The organism is Nitrospira sp. MA-1, assembly GCA_032139905.1.
Taxonomy (GTDB): Bacteria; Nitrospirota; Nitrospiria; order Nitrospirales; family UBA8639; genus Nitrospira_E.
Map to the genome: position 1 here is coordinate 1218325 of JAQJDB010000007.1, position 17620 is coordinate 1235944.

Annotated in this window: 16 protein-coding genes; 12 read left to right on the plus strand and 4 right to left on the minus strand. The window is 48.1% G+C overall.

All coding sequences use genetic code 11. From position 1 onward, the window contains the following. Nucleotides 1-34 precede the first annotated feature (34 nt). From fliD to PJI16_18335, 6 genes are all read left to right on the plus strand, one after another. Nucleotides 35-1450, plus strand: coding sequence for a flagellar filament capping protein FliD (fliD, locus tag PJI16_18310; GenBank protein ID MDT3779521.1), 1416 nt, complete (start codon nucleotides 35-37; stop codon nucleotides 1448-1450). A 15-nt stretch (nucleotides 1451-1465) separates the two neighbouring features. After that, nucleotides 1466-1858 carry a flagellar export chaperone FliS gene (fliS, locus tag PJI16_18315; GenBank protein ID MDT3779522.1) on the plus strand — a complete coding sequence of 131 codons (393 nt, stop codon included), beginning with the start codon at nucleotides 1466-1468 and terminating at the stop codon, nucleotides 1856-1858. A gap of 13 nt (nucleotides 1859-1871) precedes the next feature. Next, nucleotides 1872-2186, plus strand: coding sequence for a hypothetical protein (locus tag PJI16_18320; protein MDT3779523.1), 315 nt, complete (start codon nucleotides 1872-1874; stop codon nucleotides 2184-2186). A 317-nt stretch (nucleotides 2187-2503) separates the two neighbouring features. After that, nucleotides 2504-2755: a hypothetical protein gene (locus tag PJI16_18325; protein ID MDT3779524.1), complete on the plus strand. Its 252-nt coding sequence runs from the start codon at nucleotides 2504-2506 to the stop codon at nucleotides 2753-2755. An 85-nt stretch (nucleotides 2756-2840) separates the two neighbouring features. After that, nucleotides 2841-3446 carry a PilZ domain-containing protein gene (locus PJI16_18330; GenBank protein ID MDT3779525.1) on the plus strand — a complete coding sequence of 202 codons (606 nt, stop codon included), beginning with the start codon at nucleotides 2841-2843 and terminating at the stop codon, nucleotides 3444-3446. Continuing rightward, nucleotides 3352-5124, plus strand: coding sequence for a CsgG/HfaB family protein (locus PJI16_18335; GenBank protein MDT3779526.1), 1773 nt, complete (start codon nucleotides 3352-3354; stop codon nucleotides 5122-5124). The genes PJI16_18330 and PJI16_18335 overlap by 95 nt, the downstream gene beginning before the upstream one ends. 51 nt (nucleotides 5125-5175) lie before the next feature. Here the strand turns inward: PJI16_18335 and PJI16_18340 are convergent, their stop codons facing one another. From PJI16_18340 to lon, 4 genes are all read right to left on the minus strand, one after another. Continuing rightward, nucleotides 5176-6591 (minus strand): HD domain-containing protein, encoded by a 1416-nt coding sequence (locus tag PJI16_18340; GenBank protein MDT3779527.1) that lies wholly within the window; start codon nucleotides 6589-6591, stop codon nucleotides 5176-5178. 124 nt (nucleotides 6592-6715) lie between these two features. Then, nucleotides 6716-7165 (minus strand): DUF2062 domain-containing protein, encoded by a 450-nt coding sequence (locus PJI16_18345; GenBank protein ID MDT3779528.1) that lies wholly within the window; start codon nucleotides 7163-7165, stop codon nucleotides 6716-6718. 21 nt (nucleotides 7166-7186) lie between these two features. Next, entirely contained in the window at nucleotides 7187-8230 is a 1044-nt protein-coding gene (gene thiL, locus PJI16_18350; protein MDT3779529.1) for a thiamine-phosphate kinase, read from the minus strand. An 8-nt stretch (nucleotides 8231-8238) separates the two neighbouring features. After that, complete coding sequence (gene lon / locus PJI16_18355) at nucleotides 8239-10716, minus strand: endopeptidase La (protein MDT3779530.1); 2478 nt, start codon at nucleotides 10714-10716, stop codon at nucleotides 8239-8241. Nucleotides 10717-11415: 699 nt separating this feature from the next. Between lon and bamA the strand changes: the two genes are divergently transcribed. From bamA to PJI16_18385, 6 genes are all read left to right on the plus strand, one after another. Continuing rightward, complete coding sequence (gene bamA, locus PJI16_18360; GenBank protein ID MDT3779531.1) at nucleotides 11416-13617, plus strand: outer membrane protein assembly factor BamA; 2202 nt, start codon at nucleotides 11416-11418, stop codon at nucleotides 13615-13617. Nucleotides 13618-13668: 51 nt separating this feature from the next. Beyond that, nucleotides 13669-14244 (plus strand): OmpH family outer membrane protein, encoded by a 576-nt coding sequence (locus PJI16_18365; GenBank protein ID MDT3779532.1) that lies wholly within the window; start codon nucleotides 13669-13671, stop codon nucleotides 14242-14244. Nucleotides 14245-14312: 68 nt separating this feature from the next. Further along, complete coding sequence (gene fabZ, locus PJI16_18370; protein ID MDT3779533.1) at nucleotides 14313-14768, plus strand: 3-hydroxyacyl-ACP dehydratase FabZ; 456 nt, start codon at nucleotides 14313-14315, stop codon at nucleotides 14766-14768. A gap of 68 nt (nucleotides 14769-14836) precedes the next feature. Further along, nucleotides 14837-15646, plus strand: a complete 810-nt coding sequence (gene lpxA, locus PJI16_18375) for an acyl-ACP--UDP-N-acetylglucosamine O-acyltransferase (GenBank protein MDT3779534.1) — start codon at nucleotides 14837-14839, stop codon at nucleotides 15644-15646. A 27-nt stretch (nucleotides 15647-15673) separates the two neighbouring features. Beyond that, nucleotides 15674-16543, plus strand: a complete 870-nt coding sequence (gene lpxI, locus PJI16_18380) for a UDP-2,3-diacylglucosamine diphosphatase LpxI (protein MDT3779535.1) — start codon at nucleotides 15674-15676, stop codon at nucleotides 16541-16543. Between the two features lie 87 nt (nucleotides 16544-16630). Further along, entirely contained in the window at nucleotides 16631-17587 is a 957-nt protein-coding gene (locus tag PJI16_18385) for a Gfo/Idh/MocA family oxidoreductase (protein ID MDT3779536.1), read from the plus strand. Nucleotides 17588-17620 lie beyond the last annotated feature (33 nt).

Here is a 17620-nt window from a genome sequence, read left to right on the forward strand (position 1 = left end):
GTCATGTTAAAGAAAATGACGAGAGGAATGTCGGATGGCTATTAGTTTCGGTGGGCTTGGGAATGGGGTAGATTTTGGACCTGTTGTCGATGCGCTCGTTCAGGCTGAACGCTTTCCCATTGATGCCCTTACCCAGAAAAAACTTCAGGCCCAGAAAAAACAAACCGAATTGGGTTTGTTAGGGGCTAAATTACTAAGCTTTCAAGGTCTGGGGAACAGTCTTCGTAATCGGGTCAACTTTAACAAGAATCAAGTCAATGTTGCCTCAGCCAGTGCCCAAACCCCTTTGTCGGCATCTGTTTCTTCGTCGGCAGCTTCTGGTACGTATCAAGTGACTGTGAACCGGTTGGCCTCCGCACATCAAATTATTTCCAAGGCTTCCACGGCAGTTTCTGAATCTGATGCGGATATTGTTAGTGGCGCATCCAGTACATTTCAATTTCAGGTGGGTACAGGTTCAATTCACACTGTAAATCTTGATGCCGCGAGTACATTGGATGATTTACGTTCCGCGATAAATGATCTGGGTGCCGGAGTGAGTGCTTCAGTTTTGAATACTGGGAGTGAAGCCTCCCCGCAGTTTCGTCTCGTATTATCAGCGAATGAGACTGGGCTTGATCAGGCTATCACGATTGTGGCTGATGATACGAACTTAGATATGGTGACCACAGGAGTGGATACGTTTCAAGCGGCTCAAGACTCCGAAGTTGTGCTTGGGGCGACGGACGGCGAGGCAGGGACCACCGCCATTACGATCAATCGTTCGAGCAATACACTTACCGATGTTGTGACCGGGCTCACCCTCAACCTCCAAGCCGTGGATGCCAGTAACCCTGTGACGATTACGGTGAGTCAGGATCATAGTGCTGTCAAGACAGCCATCTCGGATTTTGTGAAAGGATACAATGAAATAGTAATCTTTGTTAATGAACGAACGTTTTATAATACAGAAACCAAGGAACGTGGTATTTTCGTCGGTGAGAGTTTAGCCCGAAATGTTCTTGATCGGGTCCGAGAGTCCGTCTTTTCCCAAATTGGCGGGTTAACGACGTACACTGGAGCTTCCCAAATTGGGTTTGAGACGCAAACCACGGATGGAACGATTAAGCTAAATGAAGCGACTTTAGATTCTGCCCTCAGTACAAATTTTTCCGCGGTGCGTGATTTGTTTGTCAAGAATGCTACCACCGGCACAAAGGGGATTGCGGAATTAGTCGTGGATGCCATTGATGGATTGGATGACATCGACACGGGTTCCCTCACGCGCCGCCAAAACGCCTTGACGAAACAAGTGAAAGATTTTACAAGTCAAATTACTTTTAAAGAGGAAGCCTTGACGCGATTCGAGCAGCAACAACGTTTGAAATTTGCCAATTTAGATGGGTTGCTGGCCAGATTACAAAGTCAATTGAAACAAATGCAGAGCGCATTTCCCACGACTAATGGGTAACGAGAGGATGTTCGTATGATGGTTGGTGCTCAGTCTTATGCAAACACGCAAATCCAAACTGCGTCCAATGTCCAAGTGATTGTGTTGCTGTATGATGGGGCCATTTCTTCCATGAAACTTGCACAAGAGGGAATGTGTGCATTGAATTATCCGGACAAGGCCCGATTCCTCGATCGTGCGCTTCGAGTGATTGGGGAATTATCGGCTGCCCTTAATATGGAGGAAGGTGGTGGGATCGCCAAGGATTTACGCCGGATGTATGAATACATTCAATTTGAGTTGACTCAAGCCAACCTGAAAAATGAACCCCGTCGCTTAGAAGGCCCTATTCGTTGTCTTTCCCTTATTCGAGAAGCCTGGGTGGAATTGGCCGTTCAAGGAGTAAAGCCTCAGGCGGTCGGGATCTAAACACTGGGGTTGTATGCCAGAAATTAACTGCCTTGTCGAACAGCTCACCCAAGATGCCATTGAGGCAGCCAAAAATGGTCAATGGGATCAAGTTATTGTTCTCTATGATCAGCGTCTGTCTCAAGGACCACAACAATCCCTTACCTCAGAGGCCGTCAAATTTCTCGTGGCATCTGATCAATGGTTGGTCAAGAGGGTTCGAGAAGCCCAAGCCGCGATCCAGCAACATCTGAATGATATGCAGGATCAACGACGCAAGTTAGAGGTTCTGAAACGGCAGTGGGGAGCCAACTCCACGACCCAGGTGCGACATCTCCTGACAATTTGAAAGTTGAGGGTATGTATGAGGGTTTTCCGTGCTTTGCACCATAGAGAATTCTCCAAAAAACCAAATCCAATATCTGTGCCTGAGATGACGGAATTTCCACGTCACTATTTTGACGGGCAATGCCAAGCTAATCTTCATGCTTCCATCAAAATTTCTCATGTTTCCTTCTATCCTACATTTTCCTGAACAAACAGCCGAAAAGAAAGGGAAGCTGTCCAGGTATAACAATTGTGTGATTGCATACTTCAAAGCTGTGATTTCCCCTTTTAGAAAATGACATGCCCGGTTGTTCACTCTCCATCTGAAGGAACGACATCATGACTCAACAATCGGCATCCACCGCAAACCCTCCTTTGTCTGTATTGCCGGATAATACAGTGCAAAATGAAAAGTTATTACATTCGCTCTCCAATAAATTACTCCCTATTGTGGTGTTCTCCGAGTTGGCGTTACGTCGGTGCGAAGATGACCAGCTGAAGCGACAATTGGAGAAAATTCATGGGGCCGCCGAACAAGCCAGGGATATTCTTGTGGAAATTCGGAGCCTTTACAAAGGGAAGAGCTCCTAATATGAACTCAGGGTTCCCAGATTCTTCAATTGTACTATTCCCTGGTTTAGGTGTGATGGAATGACTATTCTTATAAAGGTGTCTTATGGATATTGTGGCTTCTGAGGATCGACGTCAAGATTGCCGAGTGGATGTGCCCGTATGTCTGTGGGTTGAGGTTCCTCTTGCCTTCTCTTATGAAACGATTGATCTTGATGGGGCTGAATTCAGCCAGTGGCAATGGGATGAGTTAGCTGTTTCCCCGGATTTAGTCAAGGCCATGGTGGATGAAAAGGATCTGACCATTCGTGATCCTTTGCTCTTACAGATGGTTACCCGTATTGACTGGATGTTGACCTCAATTCTCCGAACATTGGGAAAAGAAAAAAATCTCAAGGGGGCTATTCCAGAATTTACGAAAGTGAGTCTATGCGGTTCCGGAATAAAATTTTTTTCCGAAGACACATATCCCCTTGATTCCTTTCTCGTCCTACGCCTCATTCTGCGGCCATTTATTCCGATTCAGGCTGTTGGCAAAATTGTTAGAGTTGATTCTACGCGAAAAGGCAAGGAACCGGGATTTGAGATTGCGGTGGAATTTACCAAGATTTCTTCTGATGATCGCGAAGCGATTATTCGACACACACTTCGGTCTCAAGCCACCATGCAACGGCTTCGGCTCAAGCAACCTGTCGATTCCGTTCTTGATTAAGGCTTCGGGAATTTTTTGCTGTCTGTTGTCCTGTCTCGTAATCGTGGCAGGATGTCAGAGGGCACCTGACGTTCCCCTTTCTCCTCATTCGGTACCTTCATCGTCTATTTCCTCTCCGCCCCCTCGTCTTCTTGGTCGACCGTATCGTGTTGCTATCCTGCCTTTTGAGAATATGACCCGGCACCCCCAACTAGATTGGTTACGTCGTGGGCTACAGGAAATGCTGGTTAGTGATTTAGCGCAATGGTCGCAACTTGAGGTGGTATCACGTGATGTTCTTGGTTCGGTCTTACGTGAGCAATGGTTGCAACAGCGAGGGTTTTCATCAGATGAGAATGCTGTTGGTCTTGGACGGTTAAAAGGAGTGCGGTATCTCATTCAAGGGAGAATGTATGCACAAGAGGAGGCCCTTGCAGTCGATCTGCAGATTGTCGACGTGGAGACGGGGGTGGTTGTGGGGGCCGTCAACGCCAAGGGGTTAGAGTCGGATATTCCTGGTTTGGAGCAAGACATTGTGACTCGCGTCCTTGGTATGTTTGACCCTTCTCTTAATGTGGAAACCGGATCAATGTCAGATCAGATGGCGGAAAGCTCCCAGCTTTCCTCCAATCGGCATCTTGAGATTGACCGGGAAAGGGGATCCTTGCCATTTTTGGGATCAGTTCCTTCACATGCGGTTAATCAAATCGATGCTCTCCTATCATTGGAAATGCTTACTCATAAGAGAAGGGAGGCGTATTGGTTAGCAGAAACCATTTGGCATGAGGGTTGGGTATCTGAAATTGGGAACCCCCTCCACCAGGTTTGGCAATTCCCGAATGCTTCTCTGAGCAATTTACCGATTATGGCTATTCCAATTTCACTGTTTTTCTCTCCTCATCGGCTCGCCCATATTTTTGAGCAAACGCAGAAGACCGAAACCGGTTATGGGGGATATGTGGATTCTGATGGATTCCGGACGACCATCGATGAAGCTTCTGGGGCTCAGTTATTATTTGTTGAACATTTTCAGAAGCGGCGGCGTGTATTTATTCGTGCAATTAATGAACAAGGAGATGTGGTGGCCATTTTTTCCGATTGGGGATGGCGAACGGAACGTAAATTTACAATGCAAGGTACTCAGGGGGTATCTGTGCCCATGTGGCCGAACCCGTTTATAACCGGGTTCGTTAAATTTCCTGTTGATTGGGTTGAGCGGGAAGGGCGCCATGTGACGTTTGATAGCGTGGTGGTTCCGGTGCCAGACGAGCAAGTTCTTGTTTTGCTGGAGCCAATTGGAGAGCTTCAAAAAGAGGAAATCGAGATTTCCTCACAAAATGATCAGGAGGATATTTTTCTTAAGGAATTGGGGAATCAAATCAAATCGAATTGGACCCCTTCGATAACTGAAGGACTTCCAGTGCGTGGGTACCTGCCAGGCAATAAACGGACAGCGGTGGGTATTGTCCATGCCCAAGATGGGAAAATTCGTGACATTCAATTTCAGCATTGGCCTGAGGATCCGTTTTTTTTGAAAAGCTTACAAGATCTTCAACTAAAGCTATTGGGGAATTGTCTGGAATGTCGGAACTCCGGTCAGGTTCTCCCCCCTCTCCCTGCTTCCTTCAAAACCTTTCGTTTACAACTCACGCTGGTGAAAGACATTCACGCCCTTCACCTGGGCAGTCGTTCTCACTAACCTGGAACTATTGAGATCCATAAGTGGAGTGACTGTTCCGGTTCTGGTCACTCAGGATGGTTGTATTAAGGTGGGCCAATGCCGTCGGAGGGTTTCCTCGGCGGCGTTGGCAAGTATCTTGTCGATGGAATGATCCTGGCTGAAAACTCGCAGGGTGATCATCCGAGCGGGAAGATATTGGAGGAATTTCTGAAGGCTATCTTTTTCCACCGTGCCTTTGGCAGGGTTCCAGACAAATATTTGAAAGTTCCCCATGTTGAGCAAATTAATGGGGCGGGGGTCTTTATGAGCAAAATCTACTCGAATATCTTGGGAACGATATTTTGAAGGTAACAGTCGGCGCATCCGTTTCAGAAATACCTGAGGTTGAAAGGATGATGCTGCCGGCTGAATGATGGGGAGCAGCGTGCTGAATGCCGTTTTCCATTTCACGTGTCTTCCAATAATTTGACTCCACTCTAATCCTAGTTGGCGTTTGTGCATGGAGCGAGCGTGCTTCCAGGAACGAACGGTTTCGATGACATGCCAATCGGTTAGATGGAGGTATTGAGGTAAGGATTGGAGGGGATTTTTTTTGCACAGGATCTCCATGGTGGGTTGAAAAATTTCCTGAAGATGAATGTCGATCGCCCGTGTGGTGCGATGATAGTAAACATTGGCATAGAGATAAAGCCTGGCGTGTAAAAACATTTGTAACGCAGGAAGTCCTGATTGGTGGATCGTGAGACCATGCGAGGAAAAGAAGGTGTAATGAAGGAGTCGTTCTATATCCACGGGTCCAATGGCCACTCCGCACATATAGGAATCCCTGAGGACGTAATCACAATTGTCCGGGGTGTAAATTCCGCCGAGAAGGGGTTGTAAGGCGATAACCCATGGTGGAAGGCCCTTTGTCGATTTGTGAGGATCCTTCAGAATGAGGAAGGCAATATGATCCGGATCCAAGTGCTCTCCGGGAGCAAAAGGCCCTGAAGGACTCCGGCAGATCTTTTTGATGATTGGAGCCAAATGGTCACGAATAATGTGTTGGCCGAGCACTTCATGCGTCAGGTCAAATTGATGCAGGTAATGGTGATCAAAAAAATGGCAGAACGGTCCATGCCCGATATCATGGAGCAAGGCCGTGATACGAATAAATTCTTCCAGGAAATGACAAGATGGTACTTCGGAGACGGTTTGGCAAAGCGAAGGATAGAGGCGAACCATAAACCGACCTGCCAGGTGCATGGTTCCTAGAGAGTGCTGAAAACGGGTATGTTCGGCGCCCGGATAGACCCAATGTGCACTCTGAAGTTGGAGAATATACCGAAGGCGTTGAATCCAGGGAGAATCAATTAGATCTTTTTCGGTTTGTTCCGTAAACTGTGGTACTGAATAGGGAACGGTGATGGAAATATAACCGTGAATGGGATCGGCAAGAAGGGAAACGCCATCAAATGGAGATGAGAATGGTTGTGATCCGGGCATGGGCTAAGAGTTTATCCCTTTGTTCAATTCCTTCCATGTTGGAGAGTGCTGAGGTATCGCAACCAGCATGAGGGGAGAACTGTTCCTGTTTTCGATCTGCTGCTGCCCCATGTTTTTTATTCTTCTAGGAATTTTTGAATCCCCGGTATCGGGTCATGACCCATCGCATGATGGGATAGGCCATCAACGATCCGACAATCGAAAGGGCACAGGCCCCAACAAAAAAAGGTATGAGATAGGGGGAAAGCATGTCAAACATATTGTCCACGTTCATTTGATCCCACTCAATCGTGGTAGATGAAGATGTGCCTACCAACAGCATTCCGGTATAGAGACTGGCGGCTAAAATTGGAACAAGTGTCCAGGGATTGTTGATCAATGACCCCAGAAAGAGAGCTAGTATATTCAGCCGGAAGGCCCAAGCGCAGAACACGACGCTGGCCGTGTGGAAAAAATAATGTGGCGCGAACGCGATAAACACACCAAGAGAAAATGCCAAGGCTGTGCGGTGAGGAGTTTCCTGAAGGTGGAGGACCTGGGTCAGTTGTTGTCGGATCGATTCAAGCGTTAGCATAGACATTTCCCTGACAATCTCTTACTCCGAAAAATGCACATAACTTTTTGGTACAAGTTGGTGAGTCCTACCGTTTTTTTTCGTGATTTGAATTCCCGAACGACGAGAGGTCATGACGCCAATGGCGGTCGCAGAAATCCGTAGTCGTTTAATCGCTGATTCAAGGCTGTGTTGTTTTTTTGGAGATACAGTAAACAATAATTCGTATTCTTCTCCTCCGTGTAGGACCCAAGGTAGGGGCTCTGCGCCCACCTGTGAAGCATAGGCGAGGAGATGAGGGGACATGGGGAGGTTGGCTTCCAGAATGAGGGCACCTACTCGGCTTTGTTGGCACAAATGCGTGATATCTCCCGAGAGGCCATCAGATAGATCCAACGCCGCCGAAGCCAAGCGGCGGGAAGACAGCAACCGTCCTAATGCAATACGAGGGGTGGGTTGGAGATGGCGCCTAACTAAAAACTTCATGGGTTGCCGCAGGTTCGAAATCTTTCCGCGGGAACCTTGATGTGTCAGGCATGCCAAACCTGCAGCCGAGTTTCCCAATGATCCACTGACATAGATAATGTCTCCTTCCTTAGCCCCACCTCGTGTTAATGCATGACCGGGCTCAACCTGTCCCAGTATGGTGATTGACAGAAATAGAGAAGAATGTGAGGCTGAAGTATCTCCACCCACGAGTTGGACCCCATGCGACTTGCAAGGAACGGAAAGCCCACGATACAGGTCTTTCCAGTCCCCAAACCGCACATAGGAGGGAAGGGCTATAGCCACCAGTATATAGGTGGGAGTGGCCCCCATTGCGGCAATGTCGCTGAGATTGGCTACGGCAGCCTTGTAGCCTATATCATAAAATGAAGCGGTATTTTTTGAAAAATGAATGCCTTCAACGAGTAGGTCCGTGGATATAACAATATGGGTAGATGAAGGATGTGCCAGAAGTGCCGCATCGTCTCCCATGCCAATGAGTGTCCTGGAACCGGGTGGGGAAAATCCACGATTCAGGGCGCGGATGAGTTGGAATTCCCCTATTTTTGACACGGGCGCCTGGCGGCGGGAAGGAGACATGATAAAAATCAGCGTGTCTTGGGGACGGTTTGTCGTAAAGGGCGACGGGTGACCGACGAGGCCACCTTTTTTCGACGGCCGGAAGAATTATTTCCATGAGTTATTGCCGAGTTCAGAGTGTGTCGATTTTTAGGGCGAAGGGCGACTTTGAGAACTTCCGACATATTCTCTACATAAATAAACTGAAGGCCTCGCAATAAATGTTTGGGAATATCATTCAGGTCTTTTTGATTTCTTTTAGGCATGACAATGGTTTTGATATGGGCCCGTTTTGCGGCGAGAACTTTTTCTTTTAACCCGCCAATGGCCAGTATTCTGCCGCGAAGCGTGACTTCTCCTGTCATCGCCAGGTCTCGTTTGACGGGTTGGTTGGTGAGGCAGGACGCAAGTGCCGTGGCGATGGTTATGCCTGCGGAAGGCCCGTCTTTGGGTATCGCGCCGGCAGGTACGTGAACGTGAATGTCTTGTTTGGCGAAGATGTCAGGATCGATTCCCAGTGACTTGGCCTGGGAACGGATATACGTCAGTGCGGCATGGGCAGATTCTTTCATGACTTCGCCGAGATGCCCTGTTAAGGTTAAAAGGCCTTTACCCTTGATGGCCGAAGTCTCAATGTACAGGACATCTCCACCGGTTTCTGTCCATGCGAGTCCGGTTGAGATGCCGACTTCATCTTTCTCCTGCTCCTGATCCGGCACATATTTGGGCACGCCTAGATAGTGGTTGAGGTTTCGAGGTGTGACCTGATGCTGTTTTATCTTTCCTTCTGCAATGTGTTTGGCTACTTTTCGCATCACATTCGCGAGTTCGCGCTCTAGATTGCGAACACCGGCCTCCCTGGTATATTGAGAGATGATGCGTGCCAAGCACGGATCGGTGAGGAGTAAATGCTCCTCCGTAATCCCGTGTTCTTCTAACTGTCGGGGGATCAAATAGCGTTGCGCAATGCCAAGCTTTTCTTCCTCTGAATACCCTGGAATTTCAATGATCTCCATTCGGTCCCGTAGTGCGGAGAGAATGGGGTCCGTTAAATTTGCGGTCGTAATAAACATCACTTTACTCAGGTCAACGGGTACCCCGAGATAGTGGTCCATAAAGGCATGATTCTGTTCGGGATCGAGAACCTCGAGCAGGGCCGCAGACGGATCCCCGCGGAAATCTGTCCCGATCTTATCGACTTCATCCAACATGAACACGGGGTTATTGGTTCCGGCCTGTTTGATCCCCTGAACAATCCTCCCTGGTAAAGCTCCGACATACGTTCGGCGATGCCCGCGAATTTCGGCTTCGTCTCGTGTTCCACCTAAACTCATGCGAACGAATTCCCGACCCATGGCACGAGCAATCGATTTACCTAAGGAGGTTTTTCCGACTCCAGGAGGGCCCACAAAACACAAGATGGGCCCTTTCATATTGGCTTTGAGTTTGCGGACTGCGAGATATTCCAGAATTCGTTCCTTGACCCGTTCCAGGTCGTAGTGATCCTCATGCAGCACCTGGCTTGCCTGTGGAATGTTGAGGTTATCCTCAGAATGATGATTCCACGGTAATTCAACCATCCATTCCAAATACGTTCTGATCGTCCCGGCCTCGGCCGTATCCTGGTGCATTTTTTCTAGACGTTTCAGTTGCTTCTCCGCCTCTTTCAGGACCTTGTCCGGCATGGTGGCTTCTTGAATTTTTCGACGAAATTCAGCCACTTCTTCTGATCGGTCATCGAGTTCTCCCAACTCTTTTTGGATCGCCTTGAGTTGTTCACGAAGGAAGTATTCGCGTTGCGTCTTATCCATTTCACCCTTGGCTTCAGCTTGGATTTTCTGTTGCATGGACAAAACGTCTTGCTCGTTTCCCAGGATTTCATTGACACGCCTCAGACGGAGAAGGGGGTCTTCAATTTCAAGGACTCCCTGTGTGGTCTCAACATTGAGCCCAAGATTAGAGGAGATAATGTCTGCCAGGCGCCCAGGTTCTTCCATGTTTTCAATGACGGTGAGCACATCCGGCATGAATATTTTTCCTAAGCCGATGACTTTACCTAATGCTTCTCGGGTGGAACGCACGGTGGCTTCTTTTTCTAATGAAGGAAGCGCGGTGGACAATTCTGTGCAGGTTTCGATGCGGGCAGAGAAAAATGGATTGGTTTGGGTAAATTCTTGAATGCGGGCTTTGGTGACCCCCTGAATGAGTATTTTAATACGGGCATCCGGAAGTTTCAGCATGCGCATAATGACACCGACTGTTCCCACTTGATAGAGGTCTTGAGTCTCCGGAACTTCCACCTCTTGATTTTTTTGGGTAGTTAAGAAAATTAACCGGTTGGAAGAGAGGAGAGCGGCTTCAATGGCCTTAATTGAAATGTTACGCCCAACAAAGAGGGGAAGCACCATATAGGGAAAGACGACAATATCCCGTACAGGCAGGAGTGGTAATTCATCTGGGATCTGGTCAATGGAAGGTGTGGGAATCTCCGGGTAGTCTTCAGTCATCAGTTTCAATTTCTAAGGATGAACGAATAGATTAAGCCAAGATATGGCAAGAATGGTGAATCCTGTTTTGCTGAAATTCTTCATGCCCAAGGAGCCCCTGGCAAACATAGCAGGGATCACTTCGGACGCAAGGTGAACGGAATAATGGTCCCGGCTTCCACAGCTCGTGCCGAAGATAGTCCGGGATTAGGAATGGGTCCCTGAGTGAAATCCAATACCTTGTTGTTTAAGAATAGCTAGATGATTTTCAATGATTTTGATACTAGGAGAAGGTGAAAAATGTTGTCAAGGTTTATGCCCGTTCACCGATCGGAATGTCTCTGAGAGTAGGGGGTGCATAGATTGTTGCCTTTACAAGGAATCCTGCCACGAATATAATCTGGCACCTTGATCCCAACATGATGATTTTCTTCCCATTTTCCAGGCTTCCTCCCCATTTCATCAACATCTCAAAGGTTTAACTGTTGGGGAACAAATTGAAGGGGCAATTCTGCTGTCCCGCTGACCATACAATTTTTCTGTGATACACCCTTCTTGTTTTTACCATCGCTTCAGAGATGCTTCATGGATCTAGTGGTGTCTCGGTCACTTGGTCTTGGGCAAAAGAGAAGGCGTTTTCGAATTTTTTCCTTACCTTCTGTCGTCTTTTTTCTCCTTGTCGGCCTTTTCGTTTTGGCAATACTTTCGTTTGAGGGGCCAGTGTTGGCTCAATCTTCCCAATCCCAAATTGAGGCCATTAAGGTTGAAGGAAACCAGCACATTGAGGAGCAAGCCATTTTAGGGAAATTATCCATCAAACCAGGGGATCCATTTACCCAAGAGTCTATTCGGGAACAAATTCAGCTCATTTATGGGATGGGTTTTTTCGAAGAAGTCGAAGTCTCAACCGAAGTCAGGGCCGAAGGAGTCCTCGTGGTTTTTGGTGTAAAGGAGAAACCGTTTACCATCGAAGTGGTGTTTGATGGAAATGAAGAGTTGTCAGACGATAAGCTTAACGAAAAAAATGTCATAAAAAATCAAGTGTTTTTAGATAAAGAACAGGTAAAAATTTCTGTAGAAAATTTCCGGCAGTTGTATCACGACAAGGGGTTTTACCATGCTCAAATTATACCTATCACTGATATCGTCGAGAACAATCAAGTCCGATTGACCTATTACATCGAAGAAGGGACCCAAGCCCATATCCGCACGATCGTGTTTGAAGGCCGAAATGTCCTTCAGAAGAAGGAATTGACGTCGTTTATGGCCAATCGGGAATATTCATGGCCCTGGTCAATTTTTTCGGATGCCGGCATTCTCCATCGCGATGAGCTTCCCAATGATGTCGAACGGATAAAAGAAGTGTATCTCAATAAAGGCTATTTAGATGTTCAAGTCGGGATGCCTCGAATGGATTTGGATGAGACGAAGGAATGGTTTACTCTGGTATTTCCGATTGTCGAAGGAGAGCCCTATGTCGTGAGTCAAATCCAGTATACCGGAAATACACTTTTCTCGGACGCAGAATTGCGGGAAGGTCTGATCATTGAGCCTGGTGAAGTCTTTCAGCGGGCCAAAGTCCGTGATGAGATTACCCGTCTGACGGATTTATATGGCAGTCGTGGTTACGCATTTGCCGAAGCCAATCCTTCGGTAGAGCCGGATCCGCCCACTCGGAGTACTCGTATTGGTTTCTCTATTGAGGAAGGCGAAATGGTCCGGATTCGTGATATCCGCATTACCGGGAATAATAAGACTCGTGACAATGTAATCCGGCGTGAATTGCGGGTGGATGAACGGGATATGATCGATTCCCCTGGAATAAAGCGAAGTTTCGAACGCCTCAATAATTTGAATTTTTTCGAAACAGTGGAAATCCTTCCGAAACAAACTGCTCCGGGAGAGGTGGACTTAGATGTCAAAGTCAAGGAGAAACCTACCGGCTCCTTCAGCATTGGTGGGGGGTTCAGTACGTTAGACCAATTTACGTTAATTGCAGATATCACCGAGGGGAATTTATTCGGGCGGGGGTATTTAGCCAGGATTCGAGGGCAGGTTGGAGGGCGACGAACTATTGGGACGATTACCTTTCGAAATCCGGCCATTTTTGATACGTTAACCTCCGGCCAAGCCGATCTATTCAGCTCTCGCACAAATTACCTGACGTACCTCGAAAAAAAGCAGGGTGCGAATTTGACGTTTGGTCGGGGGTTTTCCGAATACTTGACAGGGACCTTTACCCTTGTGGCTGAAAAGATCAAAATTGATGATGTGGACTCTGATGCAAACGATCTGATTAAAGATCAGGAAGGTAGTCAATCCACAACTGGATTTCGTGCCAGTTTATTCCGGGATTCGCGTGATTATTACCTAGATCCCCGGCGGGGTACTCGAATCGGTGTCCGCGCGAGTTTTGGAACCGATGTCCTTGGAGGATCAAATAATTTTTATAGTATGGCGTTTGATGCGATGAAATTTACGCCTCTCCCCTTTTGGGATTTGCGTCATTCGATTCGAGGTCGTATCGGGTATGGCGATGGATTTAATGGGTCAGACTTTCCTATTCCTGAGTTTTTTTACGTGGGAGGTATTAACACTGTGCGGGGGTTTAAATATGGCCGTGCCGGACCGGTAACCGATGGAAACGATCCTGAAGGAGGCAATAAACAAATCATTTTTAATAATGATTTAATTTTTCCGGTGCTGCCTGATGCCAAGTTGAACGGGGTTCTCTTTTTTGACTATGGAAGAGGATTTTCCCAGGGAGATAAATTGGATCTTGATCTTCGAATGGCTGCAGGCATGGAAGTGCGATGGATTTCACCATTTGGGCCTCTTCGGGCGGCGTATGGCCGTCCTATAGATGGTCCAAAGGATGACAGAAAGTGGGTATTTGAATTTTCTGTTGGATCGGTTTTTTAGATGAAGTCTGGAAAAGAAGCATGAATGGTTAGGAGGGATAGAGAGAACTATATGAGAAGTAGTACAGATGTTGGAGGTATGGGCAAGTGGATGGCTTTTGGGAGTTTAGTCCTCAGTCTTGCCTGGGGATGCGCGGGTATGGGCTCTAATAAACCATCGGATCTTCCGGTCGGCGTCGTTGATCCTCAGCGGATATTGGCTGAGACGGTCAAAGGCAAGCGACTGTCGGATGCCCTGAATGCCTTCATGAAGGATCGACAGACGCTTGTGGAATTAGAGCAAAGAGAATTACGGAAGCTGGAAAGTGAATTAATGGCGCAAAGTACGGTATTAAGTCAGGAGGCCAGGGATCGGAAGGAAGAACAGTTCAGGGCAAAAATGGCTGGATATCAACAAAAAGTCGCCGATTTAAATAGAGAAGTTCAAGAAAAACAGCAGGAATTGCAAAATGAATTTCGTCTCCAGGTACAACGGGTTGTAACGGAAGTTGCCGGTCAACGCGGCTTGGGCCTGGTCTTGGAGTACGGAGTCAATTCAGGCACATTGTTTTATGAAGCTGGACTGGATATTTCTACTGATGTTATTCAGGCGCTGGATCGGGAGAGCGGTGCGATCAGTGTGCCATAGTCCGTGGGATGATTCACGGTCAGGAGGAACAATGGTGGCCGAGGAGCAAAAAGAGAAAGGGGTCAATTATGGTTGAGGGCGAGTTGGATATTCTCCACATTCAGGACTTACTTCCGCATAGATATCCCTTCTTATTAGTGGATCGGATCCTGGAAATTCAGGATGGGACCAGGATTGTGGGTATTAAAAACATCACGGCCAACGAACAGTTTTTTCAAGGACACTTCCCCGGGCGTCCTATTATGCCCGGCGTATTACTCTTAGAAGTGATGGCACAAGTTGGCGGGGTGTTGGCCAGAAAAACGGCCAAGGAGATCGGGCGCCCTACCGTTTTTCTCACAGGAATTGAAAAAGCCAAGTTCCGTCGACCGGTTATTCCTGGCGATCAATTACGGGTTGAGGTTGAGGTCGTTCGAAGAAAAGATCCATTTTGGAAGATGGCCGGGAAAATTCTCGTCGAGTCCTCCTTAGTCTGTGAGGCTGAAATGACCGCTATGGTCAAAGTTGAAGAAAGTGAGGCCTAGTCGAGACCAATAGGGTCGTTGCGCGAGGCTGGCTTTGAAATCATTTTCAACCAAAAAGTGAGAATTTGATGAATATTCATCCCACAGCAATTGTCCATCCCAAAGCCACAGTAGGAGAAGATGTCGTCATCGGGCCCTATTGCGTGGTGGGCGAACATGTCACGATAGGAGATCAAACAGAATTAGTGGCCCATGTGTGCGTGGAGGGGCATACGGAAATTGGTCGGTGTTGCCGGTTTTATCCATTTGTGTCCATTGGAACCCCTCCCCAGCATTTGCAATATAAAGATGAGCCCACCAGGGTCTGTATCGGGGATCATAATATTGTTCGTGAGAATGTGACGATTAATCGGGGTACGGCCTTTGGAAGCGGAGTGACCAGAATCGGGCACCATAACTTTTTCATGGCCTATACCCATGTGGCTCATGATTGTGAGCTGGGCAATCATATTGTGATGGCCAATGCGGCCAATTTGGCCGGCCACGTTTCAGTGGGAAATTCTGTCGTCATTGGAGGCCTAGTCGGGGTGCACCAATATGTACGGATCGGTGAATATGCCATGGTGGGAGGGTGTTCGGCCTTAGGACGGGATGTCCCGCCCTTTGTTCGTGCAGCCGGAGGCTATCGTGCCCAAATGTTCGGGCTGAATACGATCGCCTTGAGACGCCATGGGTTTTCCGGAGCACGTATGAATACCTTAAAAGCCGCATTTGAACTCTTATTCCGTCAGGGACATCGTCTTCAAGAAGCCATAAAGCTTGCTCGTAACGAGTACGGTGAAAGTACAGACGTCATGACGTTTCTCACGTTTTTAGAAAGTACCAGTCGTGGGATATGCCAGGTGTCTTCTCGGGAGTTGGATGATGATGAGGAATAAGTTCGCGGCCGTCCGGGGTCGTAGGGTATGATTTCTCCTGAACAGGATGAGCGGATTGGTCTGATTGCGGGAAACGGACGCTTTCCGATTATTTTTGCCGACAATGTTCGACGATTAGGGTTTTCGGTTTCCGCGATCGCACATGTGGGTGAGACCCTGCCGGAACTTGAATCTCATGTCGATCGCATTCATTGGCTCAAGATCGGGCAATTTAGCAAGGCATTGGCGGCATTAAAGGGGGATGGCATCCGTCAGGCCGTCATGTTGGGTGGCATTCATAAAACGCATGTCTTTACCGCACTTCGACCCGACCTCCGAACCTTGGCGATTTTTAGCCGATTAAAGCACTGGAAGGACGATGCGATTCTCAGAGCGGTTGCTGGAGAATTAGAGCGGGAAGGGATTCAGATTCGAGATTCTACCTTTGGCCTTGAAGGGATTCTGGCGGGAGAGGGCAATCTCTCCTACAGGAAACCAACAAGTAAAGAGTGGGACGATATTCAGTTTGGGTGGGATACGCTGGAAACCTTGGGAAAGTTAGATATTGGGCAATGTGTGGTGGTGAAAAATCGGGTGATTGTCGCTGTTGAAGCCGTTGAGGGAACGGATGGAACGATTACTCGTGGTGGAACCCTTGGTGGAAAGGGTACCGTGGTGGTCAAACGAACCAAACCGCACCAGGACCTTCGGTTTGATTTGCCGGCCGTCGGCCCTCAAACCATTCAGTCAATGGTCGCCGTAAAAGCTTCGGTTCTTGCTATTGAAGCCGGGCGCACCGTCGTCCTTGATCGAGATGAAATGTTTGTGAACGCCAAATCAGCAGGTATCGCGATCGTTGGAATCGCCCCTATGGACCCTTTACACTCTCCTGCCGGGTCTTCTGATGCTCCACCGTAAGGGGATGTTTTCCCACTCGTGGTGTTTCGGGTGGTGTAACACGAACCGCTGTCATTGTTCTCCTATTCAGCGACCATCTATCCCTACATGACACAATCAATACGAGTTGGGGTAATTGGTGTTGGTCATTTGGGCCGACACCATGCTCGCATTTATGGAATTCTGCCTTCTGTGACATTAGTAGGGGTCTCTGATACCGATACTTTACGCGGGCATATGGTTGCGGATGAATGTGGCGTACGATATTTCCAGGATGTGGACGAGCTCCTGTCTTTGGTCGATGCGGTGAGTGTGGCGGTCCCGACCTCGGTGCATGGTGTTGTGGTCACGACCTGTCTGCAACGCGGGTGCCATGTGCTCGTTGAAAAGCCGATTGCCAGCCATGTGTGGGAAGGTGAGCAGTTGGTCGAGCTGGCCAAAGTCCGTGGGAGGATATTGCAGGTTGGGCATATTGAACGGTTTAATCCGATTGTAGAAGTGATGCGTCCTCTGGTGAGTCAGCCCGGCTTTATTGAATGTCACCGTCTAAGTCCTTTTCAGCCTAGAGGGACAGATGTCGATGTAGTACGGGATCTCATGATTCATGATTTAGACCTCTTGTTATCGTTGGGGTTGGGGCCCATTATGCAGGTCGAAGCGAGAGGAATGCCGGTTTTTACGGATCTGCCGGATATTGCCAATGTGCGAATTCTGTTTGAAAGCGGGTGCTTGGCCAATTTGACTGCAAGCCGTATCTCGACAGGACGACTTCGAAAGATCAGAGTGTATCAACGTGATCGCTATCTATCCGTTGATTTTGGAGGAAAAGAGGCTGTCATGAACACCAGGAGAAGTTTGGAGGGTGGAACGTTTGAAGTTGAAACGCAACATATCAAGGGGGATGAAGGCGATGCCCTGACTCGTGAATTGGACTGCTTTATTCAATCGATTCTGGGAAATCCGTCCGCCCGAGGTGTCTCAGGGGAAGAAGGGGTGGAAGCCCTGAGAGTCGCGACTCAAGTTGTCTCGCTCATTCAACAACATGCCGGGCACTCGCCACGATAATCGGTGTCCGTGGGAATTTTCCGCCCTGAGTGA

Coding starts and splice junctions, on each gene's coding strand:
- PJI16_18385 (MDT3779536.1), top strand. CDS start 16,631: ATGACACAATCAATACGAGTTGGGGTAATTGGTGTTGGTCATTTGGGC.
- PJI16_18335 (MDT3779526.1), top strand. CDS start 3,352: ATGATCGCGAAGCGATTATTCGACACACACTTCGGTCTCAAGCCACCA.
- lon (MDT3779530.1), bottom strand. CDS start 10,716: ATGACTGAAGACTACCCGGAGATTCCCACACCTTCCATTGACCAGATC.
- PJI16_18330 (MDT3779525.1), top strand. CDS start 2,841: ATGGATATTGTGGCTTCTGAGGATCGACGTCAAGATTGCCGAGTGGAT.
- thiL (MDT3779529.1), bottom strand. CDS start 8,230: ATGTCTCCTTCCCGCCGCCAGGCGCCCGTGTCAAAAATAGGGGAATTC.
- PJI16_18340 (MDT3779527.1), bottom strand. CDS start 6,591: ATGCCCGGATCACAACCATTCTCATCTCCATTTGATGGCGTTTCCCTT.
- lpxI (MDT3779535.1), top strand. CDS start 15,674: ATGATTTCTCCTGAACAGGATGAGCGGATTGGTCTGATTGCGGGAAAC.
- PJI16_18345 (MDT3779528.1), bottom strand. CDS start 7,165: ATGCTAACGCTTGAATCGATCCGACAACAACTGACCCAGGTCCTCCAC.
- fabZ (MDT3779533.1), top strand. CDS start 14,313: ATGGTTGAGGGCGAGTTGGATATTCTCCACATTCAGGACTTACTTCCG.
- PJI16_18365 (MDT3779532.1), top strand. CDS start 13,669: ATGAGAAGTAGTACAGATGTTGGAGGTATGGGCAAGTGGATGGCTTTT.
- fliS (MDT3779522.1), top strand. CDS start 1,466: ATGATGGTTGGTGCTCAGTCTTATGCAAACACGCAAATCCAAACTGCG.
- PJI16_18325 (MDT3779524.1), top strand. CDS start 2,504: ATGACTCAACAATCGGCATCCACCGCAAACCCTCCTTTGTCTGTATTG.
- lpxA (MDT3779534.1), top strand. CDS start 14,837: ATGAATATTCATCCCACAGCAATTGTCCATCCCAAAGCCACAGTAGGA.
- fliD (MDT3779521.1), top strand. CDS start 35: ATGGCTATTAGTTTCGGTGGGCTTGGGAATGGGGTAGATTTTGGACCT.
- PJI16_18320 (MDT3779523.1), top strand. CDS start 1,872: ATGCCAGAAATTAACTGCCTTGTCGAACAGCTCACCCAAGATGCCATT.